Origin of the sequence: Mesorhizobium sp. Root554 (assembly GCF_001427025.1) — a bacterium.
GTDB lineage: Bacteria > Pseudomonadota > Alphaproteobacteria > Rhizobiales > Rhizobiaceae > Mesorhizobium.
Genome location: NZ_LMGA01000001.1, coordinates 49,400 through 64,982 on the forward strand (window position 1 = coordinate 49,400; position 15,583 = coordinate 64,982).

14 protein-coding genes are annotated in these 15,583 nt (G+C 62.6%); 10 read left to right on the forward strand and 4 right to left on the reverse strand.

Annotated features, from left to right (window positions below; genetic code table 11):
* Positions 1–76: 76 nt before the first annotated feature.
* Complete coding sequence (locus tag ASD44_RS00250; protein ID WP_056115131.1) at positions 77–1,096, reverse strand: substrate-binding domain-containing protein; 1,020 nt, start codon at positions 1,094–1,096, stop codon at positions 77–79.
* A 366-nt stretch (positions 1,097–1,462) separates the two neighbouring features.
* Here ASD44_RS00250 and ASD44_RS00255 point away from each other — a divergent pair, with 366 nt between their 5' ends.
* From ASD44_RS00255 to ugpC, 5 genes are all read left to right on the forward strand, one after another.
* Positions 1,463–2,818, forward strand: coding sequence for an ABC transporter substrate-binding protein (locus ASD44_RS00255; RefSeq protein WP_056107181.1), 1,356 nt, complete (start codon positions 1,463–1,465; stop codon positions 2,816–2,818).
* A 148-nt stretch (positions 2,819–2,966) separates the two neighbouring features.
* On the forward strand, positions 2,967–3,980 hold the full coding sequence (locus tag ASD44_RS00260; RefSeq protein ID WP_056107184.1) for a sugar ABC transporter permease: 1,014 nt from the start codon (positions 2,967–2,969) through the stop codon (positions 3,978–3,980).
* 1 nt (position 3,981) lies between these two features.
* On the forward strand, positions 3,982–5,139 hold the full coding sequence (locus tag ASD44_RS00265) for a carbohydrate ABC transporter permease (RefSeq protein ID WP_056107187.1): 1,158 nt from the start codon (positions 3,982–3,984) through the stop codon (positions 5,137–5,139).
* A gap of 4 nt (positions 5,140–5,143) precedes the next feature.
* The gene (locus ASD44_RS00270; RefSeq protein ID WP_056107188.1) at positions 5,144–6,811 is read left to right on the forward strand and encodes an alpha-glucosidase; all 1,668 of its coding nucleotides are present in this window, start codon (positions 5,144–5,146) and stop codon (positions 6,809–6,811) included.
* A 29-nt stretch (positions 6,812–6,840) separates the two neighbouring features.
* Complete coding sequence (gene ugpC, locus ASD44_RS00275; RefSeq protein ID WP_056107191.1) at positions 6,841–7,953, forward strand: sn-glycerol-3-phosphate ABC transporter ATP-binding protein UgpC; 1,113 nt, start codon at positions 6,841–6,843, stop codon at positions 7,951–7,953.
* Between the two features lie 95 nt (positions 7,954–8,048).
* Here ugpC and ASD44_RS00280 read toward each other — a convergent pair whose 3' ends face one another.
* Together ASD44_RS00280 and ASD44_RS00285 are read right to left on the reverse strand one after the other, a co-directional pair.
* Entirely contained in the window at positions 8,049–9,215 is a 1,167-nt protein-coding gene (locus tag ASD44_RS00280; RefSeq protein ID WP_056107193.1) for a diphosphate--fructose-6-phosphate 1-phosphotransferase, read from the reverse strand.
* 117 nt (positions 9,216–9,332) lie between these two features.
* A complete protein-coding gene (locus ASD44_RS00285; protein ID WP_244478803.1) occupies positions 9,333–10,076 on the reverse strand; it encodes a L,D-transpeptidase in 744 nt (247 codons plus the stop codon).
* A gap of 235 nt (positions 10,077–10,311) precedes the next feature.
* Between ASD44_RS00285 and ASD44_RS18830 the strand changes: the two genes are divergently transcribed.
* Both ASD44_RS18830 and ASD44_RS00290 read left to right on the forward strand, forming a co-directional pair.
* Positions 10,312–10,434 (forward strand): hypothetical protein, encoded by a 123-nt coding sequence (locus tag ASD44_RS18830; protein ID WP_274533088.1) that lies wholly within the window; start codon positions 10,312–10,314, stop codon positions 10,432–10,434.
* An 84-nt stretch (positions 10,435–10,518) separates the two neighbouring features.
* Complete coding sequence (locus ASD44_RS00290; protein ID WP_056107197.1) at positions 10,519–11,142, forward strand: LysE family translocator; 624 nt, start codon at positions 10,519–10,521, stop codon at positions 11,140–11,142.
* Between the two features lie 20 nt (positions 11,143–11,162).
* Here ASD44_RS00290 and ASD44_RS00295 read toward each other — a convergent pair whose 3' ends face one another.
* Entirely contained in the window at positions 11,163–12,149 is a 987-nt protein-coding gene (locus ASD44_RS00295; protein ID WP_056107198.1) for a peptidyl-alpha-hydroxyglycine alpha-amidating lyase family protein, read from the reverse strand.
* A 206-nt stretch (positions 12,150–12,355) separates the two neighbouring features.
* Between ASD44_RS00295 and xylB the strand changes: the two genes are divergently transcribed.
* From xylB to ASD44_RS00310, 3 genes are all read left to right on the forward strand, one after another.
* Positions 12,356–13,810: a xylulokinase gene (gene xylB, locus ASD44_RS00300; protein ID WP_056107200.1), complete on the forward strand. Its 1,455-nt coding sequence runs from the start codon at positions 12,356–12,358 to the stop codon at positions 13,808–13,810.
* Between the two features lie 62 nt (positions 13,811–13,872).
* Positions 13,873–15,183 carry a xylose isomerase gene (xylA, locus tag ASD44_RS00305; protein WP_056115134.1) on the forward strand — a complete coding sequence of 437 codons (1,311 nt, stop codon included), beginning with the start codon at positions 13,873–13,875 and terminating at the stop codon, positions 15,181–15,183.
* Positions 15,184–15,339: 156 nt separating this feature from the next.
* A complete protein-coding gene (locus ASD44_RS00310; protein ID WP_056107203.1) occupies positions 15,340–15,543 on the forward strand; it encodes a hypothetical protein in 204 nt (67 codons plus the stop codon).
* The last annotated feature ends 40 nt before the right edge of the window (positions 15,544–15,583 follow it).

A 15,583-nucleotide genomic window follows, 5' to 3' on the forward strand; every position in this document is an offset into this window, starting at 1 on the left:
CGCGTCTCGAAATCTCCGCTACGCTTCGATTCCTCGTCGACCCCCCTCACGAGGGGGAAGGGTAGGTGGCGCTGACCTACGGCGCCCCCGCGATCGAACCGCGCACGACCAGATCCACCGGCCAAAGCTCGCCGCGCGCGCCATCCTCGAGATTGGCGAGGCGCGCAGCAAGCCGCTCCGCCACGCGCGCCCCCGCCGCCCGGATCGACGAGCGGGTCGTCGTCAGCGGCACGGAAAAATTCTCCGGCTTCAGCCAGGGAAAAACGTCGTCATGGGCGATCAGTGAAAGCCGCCCGGGTATGCTGACGCCGAGCTCGCGCGCCGCCCGCACAACGCCCAGCGACATGATGAGACTGGAACACAGGATCGCCGTCGGCGGCGCGCTGCTTTCCAGCAGACGGCGTGCGGCGCGATAGCCGTTCTCTTCGGTCATTGCGGCGCTGCTGACGGTGTCGTCGGCCAGCACCAGCCCCTTTTCCGCGAGCGCGGCGCGCACACCGCGCTCTCGGTGGATGGCGAAGGTCTCGCGGATATCGCCGTTGATCAGGGCGATGCGGCGGTGGCCGAGCTGCATGAGCAGGCGGGCCGCCTCGCGAAATGCCCCCTCATTGTCGATGTCGAGAAAGGAATAGTCGAAATCGAAGCCTTCCGTGCGGCCGTGGACGAGAAAGGGAATACCGAGCGTGTTGAGCAGCGCAACCCGCCTGTCGCGCGGCTGTGGCGACGAGATATAGACCGCATCGACCTGCCGGTTGGCGACGATGCGGCGATAGGTGGTTTCCTGGTCGTCTGCGTCGGCGGGCGACAGGACGAGGTCCAGTTCGTGCGCGCGCGCATAGTCGCCGAGGCCGGAAAGGAACTCGACGAAATGCGGGTCGATATCCACCGAAGCGCCCGTCGGCAGCACGTATCCGATCATGCCCGTCTTGCCGGTGGCGAGCTGTCTGGCGCTGGGATTGGGACGATAGCCGTGTCGCTTGGCGGCGTCGACCACGCGCCGACGCGTTTCCTCGCTGACTTCCGGATAGCCGTTCAGGGCGCGGCTTACCGTCGTCTGCGACAGCTCCAGCATCCGTGAGAACTGCTTGAGGTTCAAAGCGTCCTCCTGCGCCAAAGCGCTTTAAAAATTCCGGCTGACTCTTCCCGGTTGCTTACGCCTCCTCAAAAGACATAGAGCGGCACGCGACCTGTTAAAAGCTGTTTTATCTGCTGCATTGCCATAAAATTATGCTGCACCGCAGAAGGATCACCCCTCGGAAAAAAACTAAATCGATTAGTTAGCGCGCGGCTTGACTCTGTGGAAATTTGGTGGCTTCCTGAAAATCAGCCAAAGCGCTTTGGAAGTCTCCATCGGAGGTTGCAGTTCCTCCTTTGCTGGGGCACAGTCCGGGCAGCATCGGCTGCGGAATGGAGGTTCCGTTCGATCTGTCCATGGGCCGGTCTGTCTTTTGGGAGGATTACGATGAAGAAGATGCTCTTGCTGGGTGTGGCGTTTTCGGCGCTCGCCCTTACCGTTCCCGCACATGCCGAACTGAAGTTCAAGCCGGGCGAAGACAGTAAATTCCACTGGGATAATTACGAGGCGCTCAAGAAGGTCGATCTCAAGGGTGAAACCCTGACGATTTTCGGACCGTGGCGCGGCGAGGACGAGGCGCTTGTGCGCTCGGTGCTGGAATATTTCACCGAGGCCACCGGCGCGGACATCAAATATTCCTCCTCGGAAAACTACGAGCAGCAGATCGTCATCGACACGCAGGCAGGCAGCCCGCCCAACATCGCCGTGCTTCCGCAGCCGGGCCTCATCCAGGATCTCGCATCCAAGGGTCTGCTGACGCCGCTGGGCGACGATGTCGCCAGCTTCGTCAAGGACAATTACGGCGCCGGCCAGTCCTGGGTCGATCTCGGCACCTTCAACGACAAGGACGGCAAGAAGCAGTTCTTCGCATTCCCCTACAAGGCCGACCTGAAGTCGCTGGTCTGGTACGTACCGGACAATTTCGAGGAAGCCGGCTACGAGGTTCCCAAGACCTGGGAAGAGATGATGGCGCTGTCCGACAAGATTGTCGCCGACGGCGGCACCCCCTGGTGCATCGGGCTCGGTTCCGGCGGCGCAACGGGCTGGCCGGCGACCGACTGGATCGAGGACATCATGCTGCGCACGCAGCCGCCGGAAACCTACGACAAGTGGACCAAGAACGAGATTCCGTTCAACGATCCGGCTGTCGTCAACGCGCTGAAAATCTTCTCCGACATCGCCACCAACGACAAATATGTCGATGGCGGCAAGGCGGCGGTCGCGGCGACCGACTTCCGCGACAGTCCCAAGGGCCTCTTCGGCATTCCGCCGAAGTGCTACATGCACCGTCAGGCGTCCTTCATCTCGTCCTTCTTCCCCGAAGGCACGAAACTTGGCGTTGATGCCGACTTCTTCTACCTACCGCCCATGGCCTCAAAGCCGGACCTCGGCAAGCCGGTGCTGGGCGCTGGCACCTTCGCCATGATTACCAAGGACTCCAAGGCTTCGCGCGAATTCATCAAGTTCCTCGAAATGCCCTTGGCCCATGAAATCTGGATGGCCCAGTCCGGCCTGCTGACGCCTTTGAAGACCGTCAACCAGGACGCCTACGCCAACGACGCGCTGAAGAAACAGGGCGAAATCCTGACCACGGCAACGACCTTCCGCTTCGACGGTTCGGACCTGATGCCAGGCAAGATCGGCGCCGGTGCATTCTGGACCGGCATGGTCGATCTCGTCGGCGGCAAGTCGCCGGAAGATGTCGGCGCCCAGATCCAGAAAAGCTGGGACGCGATCAAGTAGAGGCAGTCGGCAATAGCCAGTCGGCAGTCGGAAAAACAGATGGCGATAGGCAATAAAGGTCCGTCCTCGACGGCCAGCTGATTCCGATTGCCTGTTGCCCACTGCCGATTGCCCGGAAGAACATCGACACGGCAGCGGGAGGGAACCAATGGCGTCTCAGATTTTCTCGGCCATACTCGTCATCATCGTCGGCGTCGGCGGCTGCGTCGCCTATTTCTGGGGCGCCAACAAACTGCTCGACCTCATCTTTCCGGCGCGTGGCGTCACCGGCGCCGCGGCGGTCGATAATCTGCGCCGGCAGGGGCTGATCCGGCCCTGGCTTTTCGTCGGTCCAGCCCTGCTCATCCTCATCATCTATCTGATCTACCCGGTCATCGAGACGTTGCGCCTGTCCTTCATGGATCGCGGCGGCGTCAATTTCGTCGGCCTCGCCAACTATCAATGGGCCTTCGGCGACCGTGAGTTCCGCAACTCCATTCTGAACAACATAGTGTGGCTCGCCGTTGTGCCGGCCGCCTGCACCTTCCTCGGCCTGATCATCGCCGTGCTGACCGACCGCATCTGGTGGGGCACCATCGCCAAGAGCCTGATCTTCCTGCCGCTCGCCATCTCCTTCGTCGGCGCTTCGGTCATCTGGAAGTTCATCTATGAATATCGCGGCGAGGGGCAGACCCAGATCGGCATCCTCAACGCCATCGTCACCGCGCTCGGCGGCTCGCCGCAGGTGTGGATATCGATCCCGTTCTGGAACAATTTCTTCCTGATGGTCATCCTGATCTGGATTCAGACCGGCTTCGCCATGGTCATCCTGTCGTCGGCCCTGCGCGGCATTCCAGAGGAAACGCTGGAAGCCGCCGTCATCGACGGCGCCAATCCGTTCCAGATCTTCTGGAAGATCATGGTGCCGCAGATATGGGGCACCATCGCCGTCGTCTGGACCACGATCACCATCCTCGTGCTGAAGGTCTTCGACATCGTGCTGACCATGACCAACGGCCAGTGGAACAGCCAGGTGCTCGCCAACCTCATGTTCGACTGGATGTTCCGTGGCGGTGGCGATTTCGGCCGTGGCGCCACCATCGCCATCATCATCATGATCGCGGTCATCCCGATCATGATCTGGAACATCCGGCAGGCGAACAAGGAAACGGGAGGGCATTGAGATGGCTGTCGCATCCGGAAAATCCTTCATCTCCCGTTTCGGCGTCCATCTCGCGGTGCTCTTCTTCGTGGTGCTCTGGACCATTCCGACACTCGGCATCCTCGTCTCGTCGCTGCGCGACAAGGACCAGATCATAGCGTCCGGCTGGTGGAACTCATTCTCCAGTTCGAGCCAGACCGAGGCCGGGCGGTTGCCAGACGCTTCGGCCCAGGCGGAAAAAGACGGCAAGTTCGTCATCGAGGGCAATCTCTTCGAAGAGGGCGGCCCGGCGCGCCAGATCAGCGCTTTCGGCCTGCGCGCCGCGGCGCCCACGCAATACGAGGCCGGCGCCGTCGCCGATCTCAAGGACGGCGTGACGCTGCAGATCAACAAGGACGGCAGCTTCGTCATGGCCTCGCCCAAGGCGTTCGAGGGCGAGCGCGGCCAGCGCGTCTATTTCGCCGCTTCGGCGCCGCCGAAATTCACCACCGACAACTACCGCACCGTGTTGTTCTCGGAAGGCATTGGCCGTTCGTTCCTGAACTCGCTGACGGTGACCATCCCGGCGACCGTCATCCCGATCCTGATCGCAGCCTTCGCCGCCTATGCGCTGGCCTGGATGCGCTTTCCGGGCCGCGCGCTGCTGATCGCCGTCATCATCGGCCTGCTTGTCGTCCCGCTGCAGATGTCGCTGATCCCGCTGCTCAAGCTCTACAACGGTGTCGGCGTCTTCTTCGGCGTGCCGGTCAAGACCTATCTCGGCATCTGGCTGGCGCATACCGGCTTCGGCCTGCCCTTCGCCATCTACCTGCTGCGCAGCTATATCGCCGGCCTGCCGCGCGAGATCATGGAGTCGGCGCGCATCGATGGCGCCAGCGATTTCGAGATTTTCGTCAAGATCGTTTTGCCGCTTTCCTTCCCGGTGCTGGCCTCCTTCGCCATCTTCCAGTTCCTGTGGGTGTGGAACGATCTGCTGGTGGCGATGGTTTTCCTCGGTACGGAGGCGGATCAGATCGTGCTGACCGCCAAACTCAATGCCCTGCTGGGTTCGCGCGGCGGCGACTGGGAAATCCTGACGACATCGGCATTCGTCACCATCATCGTGCCGCTGATCGTCTTCTTCTCACTGCAGCGCTACTTCGTGCGCGGCCTTCTGGCAGGCTCGGTAAAAGGAGGTTGATTGCATGCAATCGGCCCATCGTGAAATGGTAAATCCCGAACTCGCCGTCGATCGCGACTGGTGGCGGGGCGCCATTATCTACCAGATCTATCCGCGCTCCTATCAGGACTCGGACGGCGACGGCATCGGCGATCTGAAGGGCATAGCCGCGCGGCTGCCCTATATCGCCTCGCTCGGGGTGGATGCGGTCTGGATATCGCCCTTCTTCAAGTCGCCGATGAAGGATTTCGGCTACGACGTGACCGACTATTGCGACGTCGATCCGATGTTCGGAACGCTGGCGGATTTCGATGCGCTGGTGGGCGAGGCGCACAGGCTCGGCATCCGCGTGATGATCGACGAGGTGCTGTCGCACAGTTCCGACCTGCATCCCTGGTTCCAGGAGAGCCGGTCGAGCCGCAACAATCCGAAGGCCGACTGGTATGTCTGGGCGGACGCCAAGGATGACGGCACGCCGCCGAACAACTGGCTGTCCATCTTCGGCGGTTCGGCCTGGCAGTGGGACACCCGCCGCCAGCAATACTATCTGCACAATTTCCTGTCCGAACAGCCGGACCTGAATTTCCACAGCCGCGAGGTCCAGGATGCGCTGCTGGAAGCCACGCGCTTCTGGCTTGAGCGCGGCGTCGATGGCTTCCGTCTCGACACGATCAATTTCTACTTCCATTCGCAGGGGCTGGAGAACAATCCGCCGCTGCCGCCCGAGCAGCGCAACGACCAGACCGCGCCTGCGGTGAACCCTTACAACTATCAGGACCATATCTACGACAAGAGCAGGCCCGAGAATCTCGGCTTTCTCGAACGGTTCCGGGCGCTTCTTGACGAATATCCGGGCGCCGCGGCGGTCGGCGAGGTCGGCGATTCCCAGCATGGGCTGGAAGTCGTTGCCGCCTATACCGCCGCCGGCAAGCGCGTGCAGATGTGCTATGCCTTCGACTTCCTGGCGCCGGAAAAGATCAGCGCGCCCAAGGTGCGAATGGTTCTGGAAAGCTTCGGCCGCGTCGCCACTGACGGCTGGTCGTGCTGGGCCTTTTCCAACCATGACGTCATGCGCCATGCCTCGCGCTGGGCGGTGGGCGAGGCCGATCCGACCGCTTATCTCAAGGTCGTCTCGGCGCTGCTGATGTCGATGCGCGGCTCGGTCTGCCTCTATCAGGGCGAGGAGCTTGGGCTCACCGAAGCCAATCTCGCCTTCGAGGATCTGCAGGACCCCTACGGCATCCGCTTTTGGCCCGAGTTCAAGGGCCGCGACGGCTGCCGCACGCCGATGGTCTGGGAGGCCAACGCTCCGAATGGCGGCTTTTCCAACGTCAAGCCCTGGTTGCCTGTCCCCGCCGAACACCTCGCCAAGGCGGTCAGCGCGCAGCAGGGCGATCCGGCCTCGCTGCTGGAGCATTACCGCCGCTTCATGGCCTTCCGCCGCCAGCATCCGGCGCTGGCAAAGGGCGAAATCGAATTCATGCCGAGCGATGGAAGCACCGTCGCCTTCTCGCGCCGCGAAGGCAACGAGCAGATCGTCTGCGTCTTCAATCTCGGCAGCGCTCCGGCGGACGTGCAACTCGGCGAAAATGGTTCACCGCAGCCGCTGCCGGGGCACGGATTTTCGGCACAGGCCGAGGCGGGCACGATACGTCTTGGCGGTTACGGAGCCTGGTTCGGGCGCATCGCCTGATCAGGACGAACAAAAACGGGAGGGAAACGATGGCCGATCTGACGCTGAGACAGGTGAAGAAATCCTATGGCAATCTGACCATTCTCCACGGCATCGATCTCGATATCGAGTCGGGCGAATTCATCGTCTTCGTCGGGCCGTCCGGCTGCGGCAAGTCCACCCTGCTGCGCACCATCGCCGGGCTTGAGGAGATCACCTCCGGCACCCTGCAGATCGCCGGTGAAGTGGTGAACGACGTGCCGCCGTCGAAGCGCGGCATCGCCATGGTGTTCCAGTCCTACGCGCTTTATCCGCACATGACCGTCTACGACAACATGGCGTTCTCGATGAAGATCGGGAAGGAAAACAAGGCCGAGATCGACAAGCGGGTGAAGCAGGCGGCCGAAATCCTGCAGCTGACCAAATATCTGGACCGTCTGCCGCGCGCCATGTCCGGCGGCCAGCGCCAGCGCGTCGCCATCGGCCGCGCCATCGTCCGCAATCCCAAGGTGTTCCTGTTCGACGAGCCGCTGTCGAACCTTGACGCAGCCCTTCGTGTCGCCACCCGCATCGAGATCGCCAAGCTCAAGGAATCGATGCCCGATACGACGATGATCTACGTCACCCATGACCAGGTCGAGGCGATGACGCTGGCTGATCGCATCGTCGTCTTGAAGGATGGCCATATCGAGCAGGTCGGCACGCCGATGGACCTGTACAAGAAGCCGGGCAATCTGTTCGTGGCGCAGTTCATCGGCTCGCCCGCCATGAACATTCTGCCGGCGACCGTCGAGAAAGCCGGCGCCAGCACCGTCATCACCCATGTCGGCGGTAACAAGGTCACGGTGCCGATCGCGACGCCGGCCTCGGCCAAGGGCGCGACCGTATCCTTCGGCGTTCGCCCCGAGGATTTGTTCATCGCAACCGGCAAGGATTACCTGTTCGAGGGCACGGTGGACTATGTCGAGCAGCTTGGCGAAGTGCAGCTTGTCTATATCGACATTGGCCGCGCCGACCAGCCGCTGACCACCAAGCTGCCCGGCAATGCCGAGGTCAAGCGCGGCAGCGTGCTCAAGCTCGCCGCCAATGCCGAAGACCTGCACATCTTCGGTGCGGATGGACGTTCGTTCCTGCATCAGGAGGCGGCTGCCAAGGCCGCTTGACGATCACATCGCTCCCAAGCAGAAACGGCGGACCTTTTGGCCCGCCGTTTCTTTTTTCCGGGTAGCTTCCAGGCTGCGCGGCGGCTCGCCCGGTTTCAGACGAACGGCTTGCCGATCTGGTATTTCGGCGGGACCAGCCGCCGCAGATAGTCCTTGCCGTCACTGGCAAGCTTGTTTTCGTCCTTCATCATGAAGTTTTTCGGCATATGACGTGTCTTGCCGGCCACCTCTGACAGCGGCACGTTTTTCAGCACCCAGCGCCAGCCGATATCGTTCATCGCTACCGAGCCGCCGCCGTCTGCCGCAACGCCGATTGCGAAAGCGCCGGCGTCGAACGCTTCCGCGCTGTCGACCGGGCTGATCGCACCGATATAGCCGCGCGGCATGTAGCCCAGCGCGTCGACGCGCGCCCGTTTGCCCGGCAAACCTTCGGCGAGCGCATGCTCGAGCGCGGCGTTCAGGTCGCTGCCCGACAGCTTGACATTGCCGTGGGCGTCGCGTTCCAGCCTGTCTGCCGGCACCAGGCTTTCCACCAGCGCCTTGCCGTCCTCGGTCGAGACGCCTTCGGACACAGCGACGATGCAGCGGCCATGCCGGTCCATGGTCGCCTTGATGTCGTCGATGAAGCGGTCGACCGAAAAGGCCCGTTCCGGCACGTAGATCAGGTGTGGGCCGCTGTCCTCATCCTGCTGCCAGGCCGCCGCGGCGGCAGTCAGGAAGCCGGCGTGCCGGCCCATGACGATGCCGACATAGATGCCCGGCAGCGCCCGGAAATCGAGATCGACGGACAGGAAGGCGCCGGCGACGAATTCGGCCGCCGAGATGAAGCCCGGCGTATGGTCGTTCTCGACGAGATCGTTGTCGATGGTCTTCGGCGCATGGACGAAAGCGATCTTGCCGCCTGCCGCATCCGACAGGATCTGCTGCGTGCCTGCCGTGTCGTTGCCGCCGATATAGATGAAGGCATCGGCGCTGGCCTTCTGCAGGCCCTTGAGAACAACCTCGCAATAGGCGGCGTCGGGCTTGTCGCGCGTCGAGCCGAGTGCCGCGCCTGGCGTTTTTCCGATCAGTCTGAGCTGTTCCTCGGGTATCTTGGTAAGGTCGACATAATTGTCATCGCGAATGCCGCGCACGCCGTGACGGGAACCCAGGACCCGCGCATCCGGATAGCGCTTGCGGATTTCCAGGACTGCCCCGACCAGGGTCTGGTTGATGACGGCGGTGGGCCCGCCGCCCTGTGCGATGACGAAAGTTGCAGACATGCGCGATTTCCTCCGAAGGCTGTTTCAGGACACATTCGCCTGTCTTTTTGCAGCGTGCAACGGAAGATTCCGGACGTTTCCGCGGTTTGTCTATAAAACCGAAGCCTGTCCCGGATTTTAGATCACAACCACCGGATTTTTCTTCGACACCCGGCTGTACAGGTCGATGATGTCCTGATTGATCAAGCGCACGCAGCCTGACGACATCGCCTGGCCGATGCTCCACCATTCCGGCGAGCCGTGGATGCGGTAGCCGGTATCCTTCCCGTCCTGGTAGATGTAGAGCGCCCGCGCGCCGAGCGGATTGTCGAGGCCGCCGGGTTGGCCGCCCTGCCATTTCACCAGTTCCGGCTTGCGCTGGATCATTTCCGCCGGCGGCGTCCATGTCGGCCATTCCCTGCCGTACTGGATGTTGGCGCGGCCGGACCAGCGGAAACCATCCTTGCCAACGCCGACGCCGTAGCGAATCGCATCGCCGCCCGGCTGCACCAGATAGAGCAGCCGCTCCTTTGTATGGACGACCAGCGTGCCGGGCGCTTCGCCGGTTGGATCGACGACGATCTGGCGGCGGAACTCGGCCTTCACCTTCTGGTAGGGCACTTCCGGAACCGCGAAGCCACCATCCGTCACGGCCGCATACATGACGTTCGGGCTGGTGATATTGCTGTCGACGCTGATCGAGGGGCGGATCGGCCGGATCGAGCCGGTCGTCAGATTGTCGAGCCCCATCGCGCTCATATCGACGGTTCGCGAGCAGCCGGCGCCAGCCAGCGCTACAGCACCGAGGCCCGCCAGCACGGCGCGCCGCGAGGTCAGGCCTTCGGTTTCCCGGATTTCGTCTTCTCTCGGCGTCTCCGCCATCTGTTGCAGCTTACGCATACACTCGTGCCCCAGCCATCGGCCGCCTCGGCCGGAAGAACTGCATTTTCATCAAACATGGTTGAAAAAGGATGAAAGCCTTGTGGCGCCTACCCTGGAGCGTCGAATAAAGGGTTTGGCGGGATGCTGGGTCAATCCGCGCACGAAAAGACCTCGCTTCCGTCACAATGCCGGCGGGAGCCTTGCCTATCCCTTCCTCTCGAACCGAGGGGACGCGATGTGGAACACCATAAAGACCGATATCATGCTTCTGGCGATGGGCCTTGCCGCCATCGCGACGGTGTTCGGAGCGGAGCTTCGCGCGTCGGACATCTGGTCTCTGCTCGATGGCACGAACTGACACCATATTCGTCGGTGCGCAATCGCCTCTTTACAAGATGAGGAAGGCGGGGATTTATCCTGTTTTTTAGCAGGAGAAAAACGCATGTCTTTCGAAAGCTGGGCGGCCTTCGCCGCCGCCTCCGCCGTTCTTCTGGTCATTCCCGGTCCGACTATTCTTCTCGTCGTGTCCTATGCTCTGGGGCAGGGATGGCGCACCGCGCTGCCCATGGCGGTCGGCGTGGCGCTGGGCGACTTCACCGCCATGACCTTGTCGATGCTCGGCATCGGCGCGCTGCTCGCCGCCTCGGCCACCGTATTCACGGTTTTGAAAATCATCGGCGCGGCCTATCTCATCTATCTCGGCGTCAAGCTGTTTCGCGCCGGCGGAACGCTGCGTGCCGAACCGCGCACCGACGCGGCGTCATCAGCGAGGATGATGGCGCATGCCTGGCTGGTCACGGCGCTGAATCCCAAGAGCATCACCTTCTTCGTCGCTTTTCTCCCGCAATTCATCGATCGGCACGGCGACTTCTTCACCCAGATGATGATCTTCGAAGCGACGTTCCTCGCTCTGGCGTTCACGAACGCCTTCGGCTACGCGCTCGTCGCCTCCCGCGCCCGCAATCTTGTCGGCAACCCGAAGGCGCTGCGGATATTCAACCGCACCGGCGGAACGCTGCTGATCGGGGCCGGGATCGCCACCGTGGCGATGCGTTCCGGTAACTGACGTCTCTCGGCGGAACGGGGCTATTCGGCCGCGATGGACGCCGGCGCCGCCACGCGCACAAGCTTCTGCATGCGGCGGAAGCTCGGAGGCGCAGGCTTGTCGGGAAACAGCGCCGACCAGTCGCGCGACGCCACCTCGCCGACATAGAGGTCGCCGCGCGAGTCCATGGCCACGGTGTGCGGCGAGACGAATTGCCCGGGACCGGTACCGGCGGTCGGCACCGTGCCGAGGCGGGAAAGCACCTTGCCGTCATGGGTCATGATGGTGATGCGCGGCCCGATGTTCGGCGTCATCCGGTTGACGGGAAGGTAGGACCCCAGTTCGCCGACGAGGCACAGCGGGCAACTGCGCCCGAACAGTCCGAAGCCGGACGGACGATGGATGTAGTTGAGCTGCGTCTCGTATTTGCCGTTGCCATCGAAAATCTGGATGCGGTGGTTCTCGCGGTCGGCGACATAGACCCAGCCGTCGCCATCGCAGCAGATGTTGTGCGGCAGATTGAATTCGCCGGGCCCGATGCCCGGCTGTCCCCAAGACGACAGCAGCTTGCCGTTCGGGTCGTATTTATGCACGCAGGCATTGCCATAGCCGTCCGACACGTAGATGTCGCCGCGTGGCGACAGCGCCGTGTGCGTGCAGCGGCAGAACGGCTTGCCGCTCATGAAGCCGCTCGTCTTGCCGGTCTCACCGATCTGCATGAGCAGCCTGCCGTCCAGCGTGTACTTCCGAACCGTGTGGTCTTCATTGTCGGTCAGATAGACCGCGTCGTCATGACCGACATGGATGCCGTGCGGGTTGGTGAAGACGCCTTCGCCCCAGGAGCGCAGATAATTGCCGTGGCGATCGAGCACGATCAGCGGATGCTGGCCGCGGTTGAAGAGATAGACGTTGTCGCTGCCATCGACGGCAATGCCGGCAACGTCTCCGAGTTCCCAGCCTTCGGGCAGCCTGGCCCATTCGCCCTGCGGCCCGAAGGCGTAGTCGCCGCTTCCCAGGACAATGGACATCGGGTTTCTCCGGATCGGTTCATTTGTCCGACCAATTGACCGCCGTCATCCGGGAAACGCAACCCCGGACATGATCCCCATATTTTTTGCGAAGCACGAAATAAATCTTTTCCGAAGGCTGAATTCTGGTATGAAACCAACAGCGCCAGGGAGGATGGCGAAGCGGCCGACATCTGCGATGCTGCGAGCGTTCAGGGAGGAATACCATGTATCTCGGCCTCGATCTCGGCACCTCGGGTGTCAAGGCGCTGCTGATCGACGAGGCACAGAAGGCGGTCGGCTCCGGCCATGCTTCGGTCGACATTTCGCGCCCGCATTCCGGCTGGTCGGAGCAGGCCCCCAACGATTGGGTCCGCGCCTGTGAGGAAGCGATCGCCGAACTGAAGGCAGCGCACCCGAAGGAACTCGCCGCCGTGAAGGGCATCGGACTGTCCGGCCACATGCACGGGGCGACGCTGCTCGGCCGCGACGATCAGGTGCTGCGACCCTGCATCATGTGGAACGACACCCGCAGCCATGAAGAGGCAGCGGAACTGGACGCGAATCCGGCCTTCCGCCGCATCACCGGCAACATCGTCTTTCCGGGCTTCACCGCGCCGAAGCTCGTCTGGGTAAAGAACAACGAACCGGAGATTTTCGCCAAGGTCGCCAAGGTGCTGCTGCCGAAGGATTATCTGCGGCTGTGGCTTGCCGGCGAGCATATGTCGGAAATGTCGGATTCAGCAGGCACCGCCTGGCTCGACACCGGCCGGCGCAAATGGTCCCCCGAGCTTCTGGCCGCGACCTCGCTGGATGAAAGCGGGATGCCGTCGCTGGTCGAAGGAACGGAAAAAGCCGGAGGGCTGCGCGCCGAACTGGCGTCGAAATGGGGAATGCGGGCCGGCGTCCCGATTGCCGGTGGCGCGGGCGACAACGCGGCTTCCGCCTGTGGCATGGGCACGGTGGGCGAGGGGCACGCCTTCGTATCCCTTGGCACCTCTGGCGTGCTGTTCGCCGCCAACGCCGCCTATCTGCCGAACGCCGAAAGCGCGGTTCACACCTTCTGCCACGCGCTGCCGCAAACCTGGCATCAGATGGGCGTCATCCTGTCGGCCACCGACTCGCTGAACTGGCTCTCCGACATTACCGGCAAGAGCGCCGGCGACCTGACCGGCGAACTGGGCGACACTCTGAATGCGCCGACCAGCGTTACCTTCCTGCCCTATCTTTCCGGCGAGCGCACGCCACACAACGATTCCGCCATTCGTGGCTCGCTGACCGGCCTTGGCCATGAATCCGGCCGTGCGGTGCTGACGCAGGCCGTGCTGGAGGGCGTCGCCTTCGCCTTCCGCGACAGCTTGGAAGCGCTGGCCAGTGCGGGCACGACGCTCTCCCGCGTCACCGCCATCGGCGGCGGCTCGCGCTCCCGCTACTGGCTGAAAGCGATTGCGACAGCGCTCGGTATCCCGGTCGATATTCCCGCCGACGGCGATTTCGGTGCGGCGTTCGGCGCTGCCCGGCTGGGGCTGATCGCCGCGACCGGCGCCGACCCCCTGCGGGTCTGCGCGGCACCCGACACGGCGGAGACGGTCGAGCCGGACAAGGCGCTGAAGCAGGCGTTCGAGGACGCCTATGGCCGTTACCGGAAGCTCTATCCGGCTGTTCGAGACGCCACGGCGTAACCAACGATTTTGTTTTATTCGGACAGCGCCTTTCGGACCTGTCCCGTTCAGGAGGAATGACGATGAGCACCGGTTTCTTCGGCGACATCAAGCCAATCAAGTACGAGGGACCGGATTCGACCAATCCGCTCGCCTATCGCTTCTACAATCCTGACGAGGTCGTCGCCGGCAAGCGCATGGAGGATCATCTGCGCTTCGCCGTCGCCTACTGGCATTCCTTCGCCTGGCCGGGCGGCGACCCGTTCGGCGGCCAGACCTTCGAGCGTCCGTGGTTTGCCGAGACCATGGAGGGCGCGAGACTGAAGGCGGACGTGGCCTTCGAAATGTTCACGCTGCTCGGCGCGCCGTACTACTGCTTCCACGATGCCGATGTGCGGCCGGAAGGTGCGAATTTCTCCGAGAGCGCCGAGCGCCTCGACGAGATCGTCGGCATTTTTGAAAAGAAGCAGAAGGAGACCGGCGTCAAGCTTCTTTGGGGCACCGCCAACCTGTTCTCCAACCGCCGCTTCATGGCGGGGGCCGCCACCAATCCCGATCCGGACGTGTTCGCCTATGCGGCGGCGACGGTGAAGAAATGCCTCGATGTCACCCAGCGCCTGAAAGGCGAGAACTACGTGCTGTGGGGCGGTCGCGAGGGCTACGAGACGCTGCTCAACACCGATTTGAAGCGCGAGCGCGAGCAGGCCGGGCGCTTCCTGTCGATGGTCGTCGACTACAAGCATCGCATCGGCTTCAAGGGCGCAATCCTGATCGAGCCGAAGCCGCAGGAACCGACCAAGCACCAGTACGATTACGATGTCGCCACCGTCTACGGCTTCCTCAAGGATTTCGGCCTTGAGAATGAAGTGAAGGTCAACATCGAGCAGGGCCACGCCATCCTGGCCGGCCACTCCTTCGAGCACGAGCTGGCGCTCGCCAATGCGCTCGGCATCTTCGGCTCCATCGACATGAACCGCAACGACTACCAGTCCGGCTGGGATACCGACCAGTTCCCCAACAACGTGCCGGAAATGGCGTTGGCCTATTACCACGTTCTGGAAGGCGGCGGCTTCGAGACCGGCGGCACCAATTTCGACGCCAAGCTGCGCCGCCAGTCGCTCGATCCGCAGGACCTGCTGATCGCCCATATCGGCGGTATGGATTGCTGCGCCCGCGGCCTCAAGGCGGCGGCGCGGATGGTCGAGGACAAGGCGCTGTCCGGCCCGCTGGAGGAACGCTACGCCGGCTGGAACAGCGCCGAGGCCAAGGCCATGCTGTCGGGCCAGCGCAAGCTGGAAGACATCGCCGAACGCGTGGTCAAGGAGAAGATCGAGCCGCGACCGCGGTCCGGCCGTCAGGAGTTTTTGGAAAATATTGTCAACCGCTACGTGTGATTGGCAGGACCACGCAATCCAAAACCGCATTCCTGGATTTTGAGGCAAAACTTTGCCTCAAATGATCGCGCAATTGCCTTTCTTCAGCCTTCAAGAAGCCGTCACAGGCCTCCTATATTCTGTGCGTCGTAACGAAAGCCGAAAGGAGGCGATGAGATGACCGAAGACCGCGAAATCGATGCCCTTCTAAGGCGCGACGAGACCTGTTCCGTCATCGACCGTTTGATGGCGTTGCCGCATCACCCGAGCCAGAAGTCGAATGAGTGGGAGCGCGCCGTCGCCGGCCGCTTCGAGGCTCATGTGGCCAGGCAGATGCGTTCGCTGATCGATGGCGCGGAATCGCCGCGCGCAGCGGCGTAGTAAACCGGATTTCAGACAAAGCAAGACCGGCCGGCGCCGC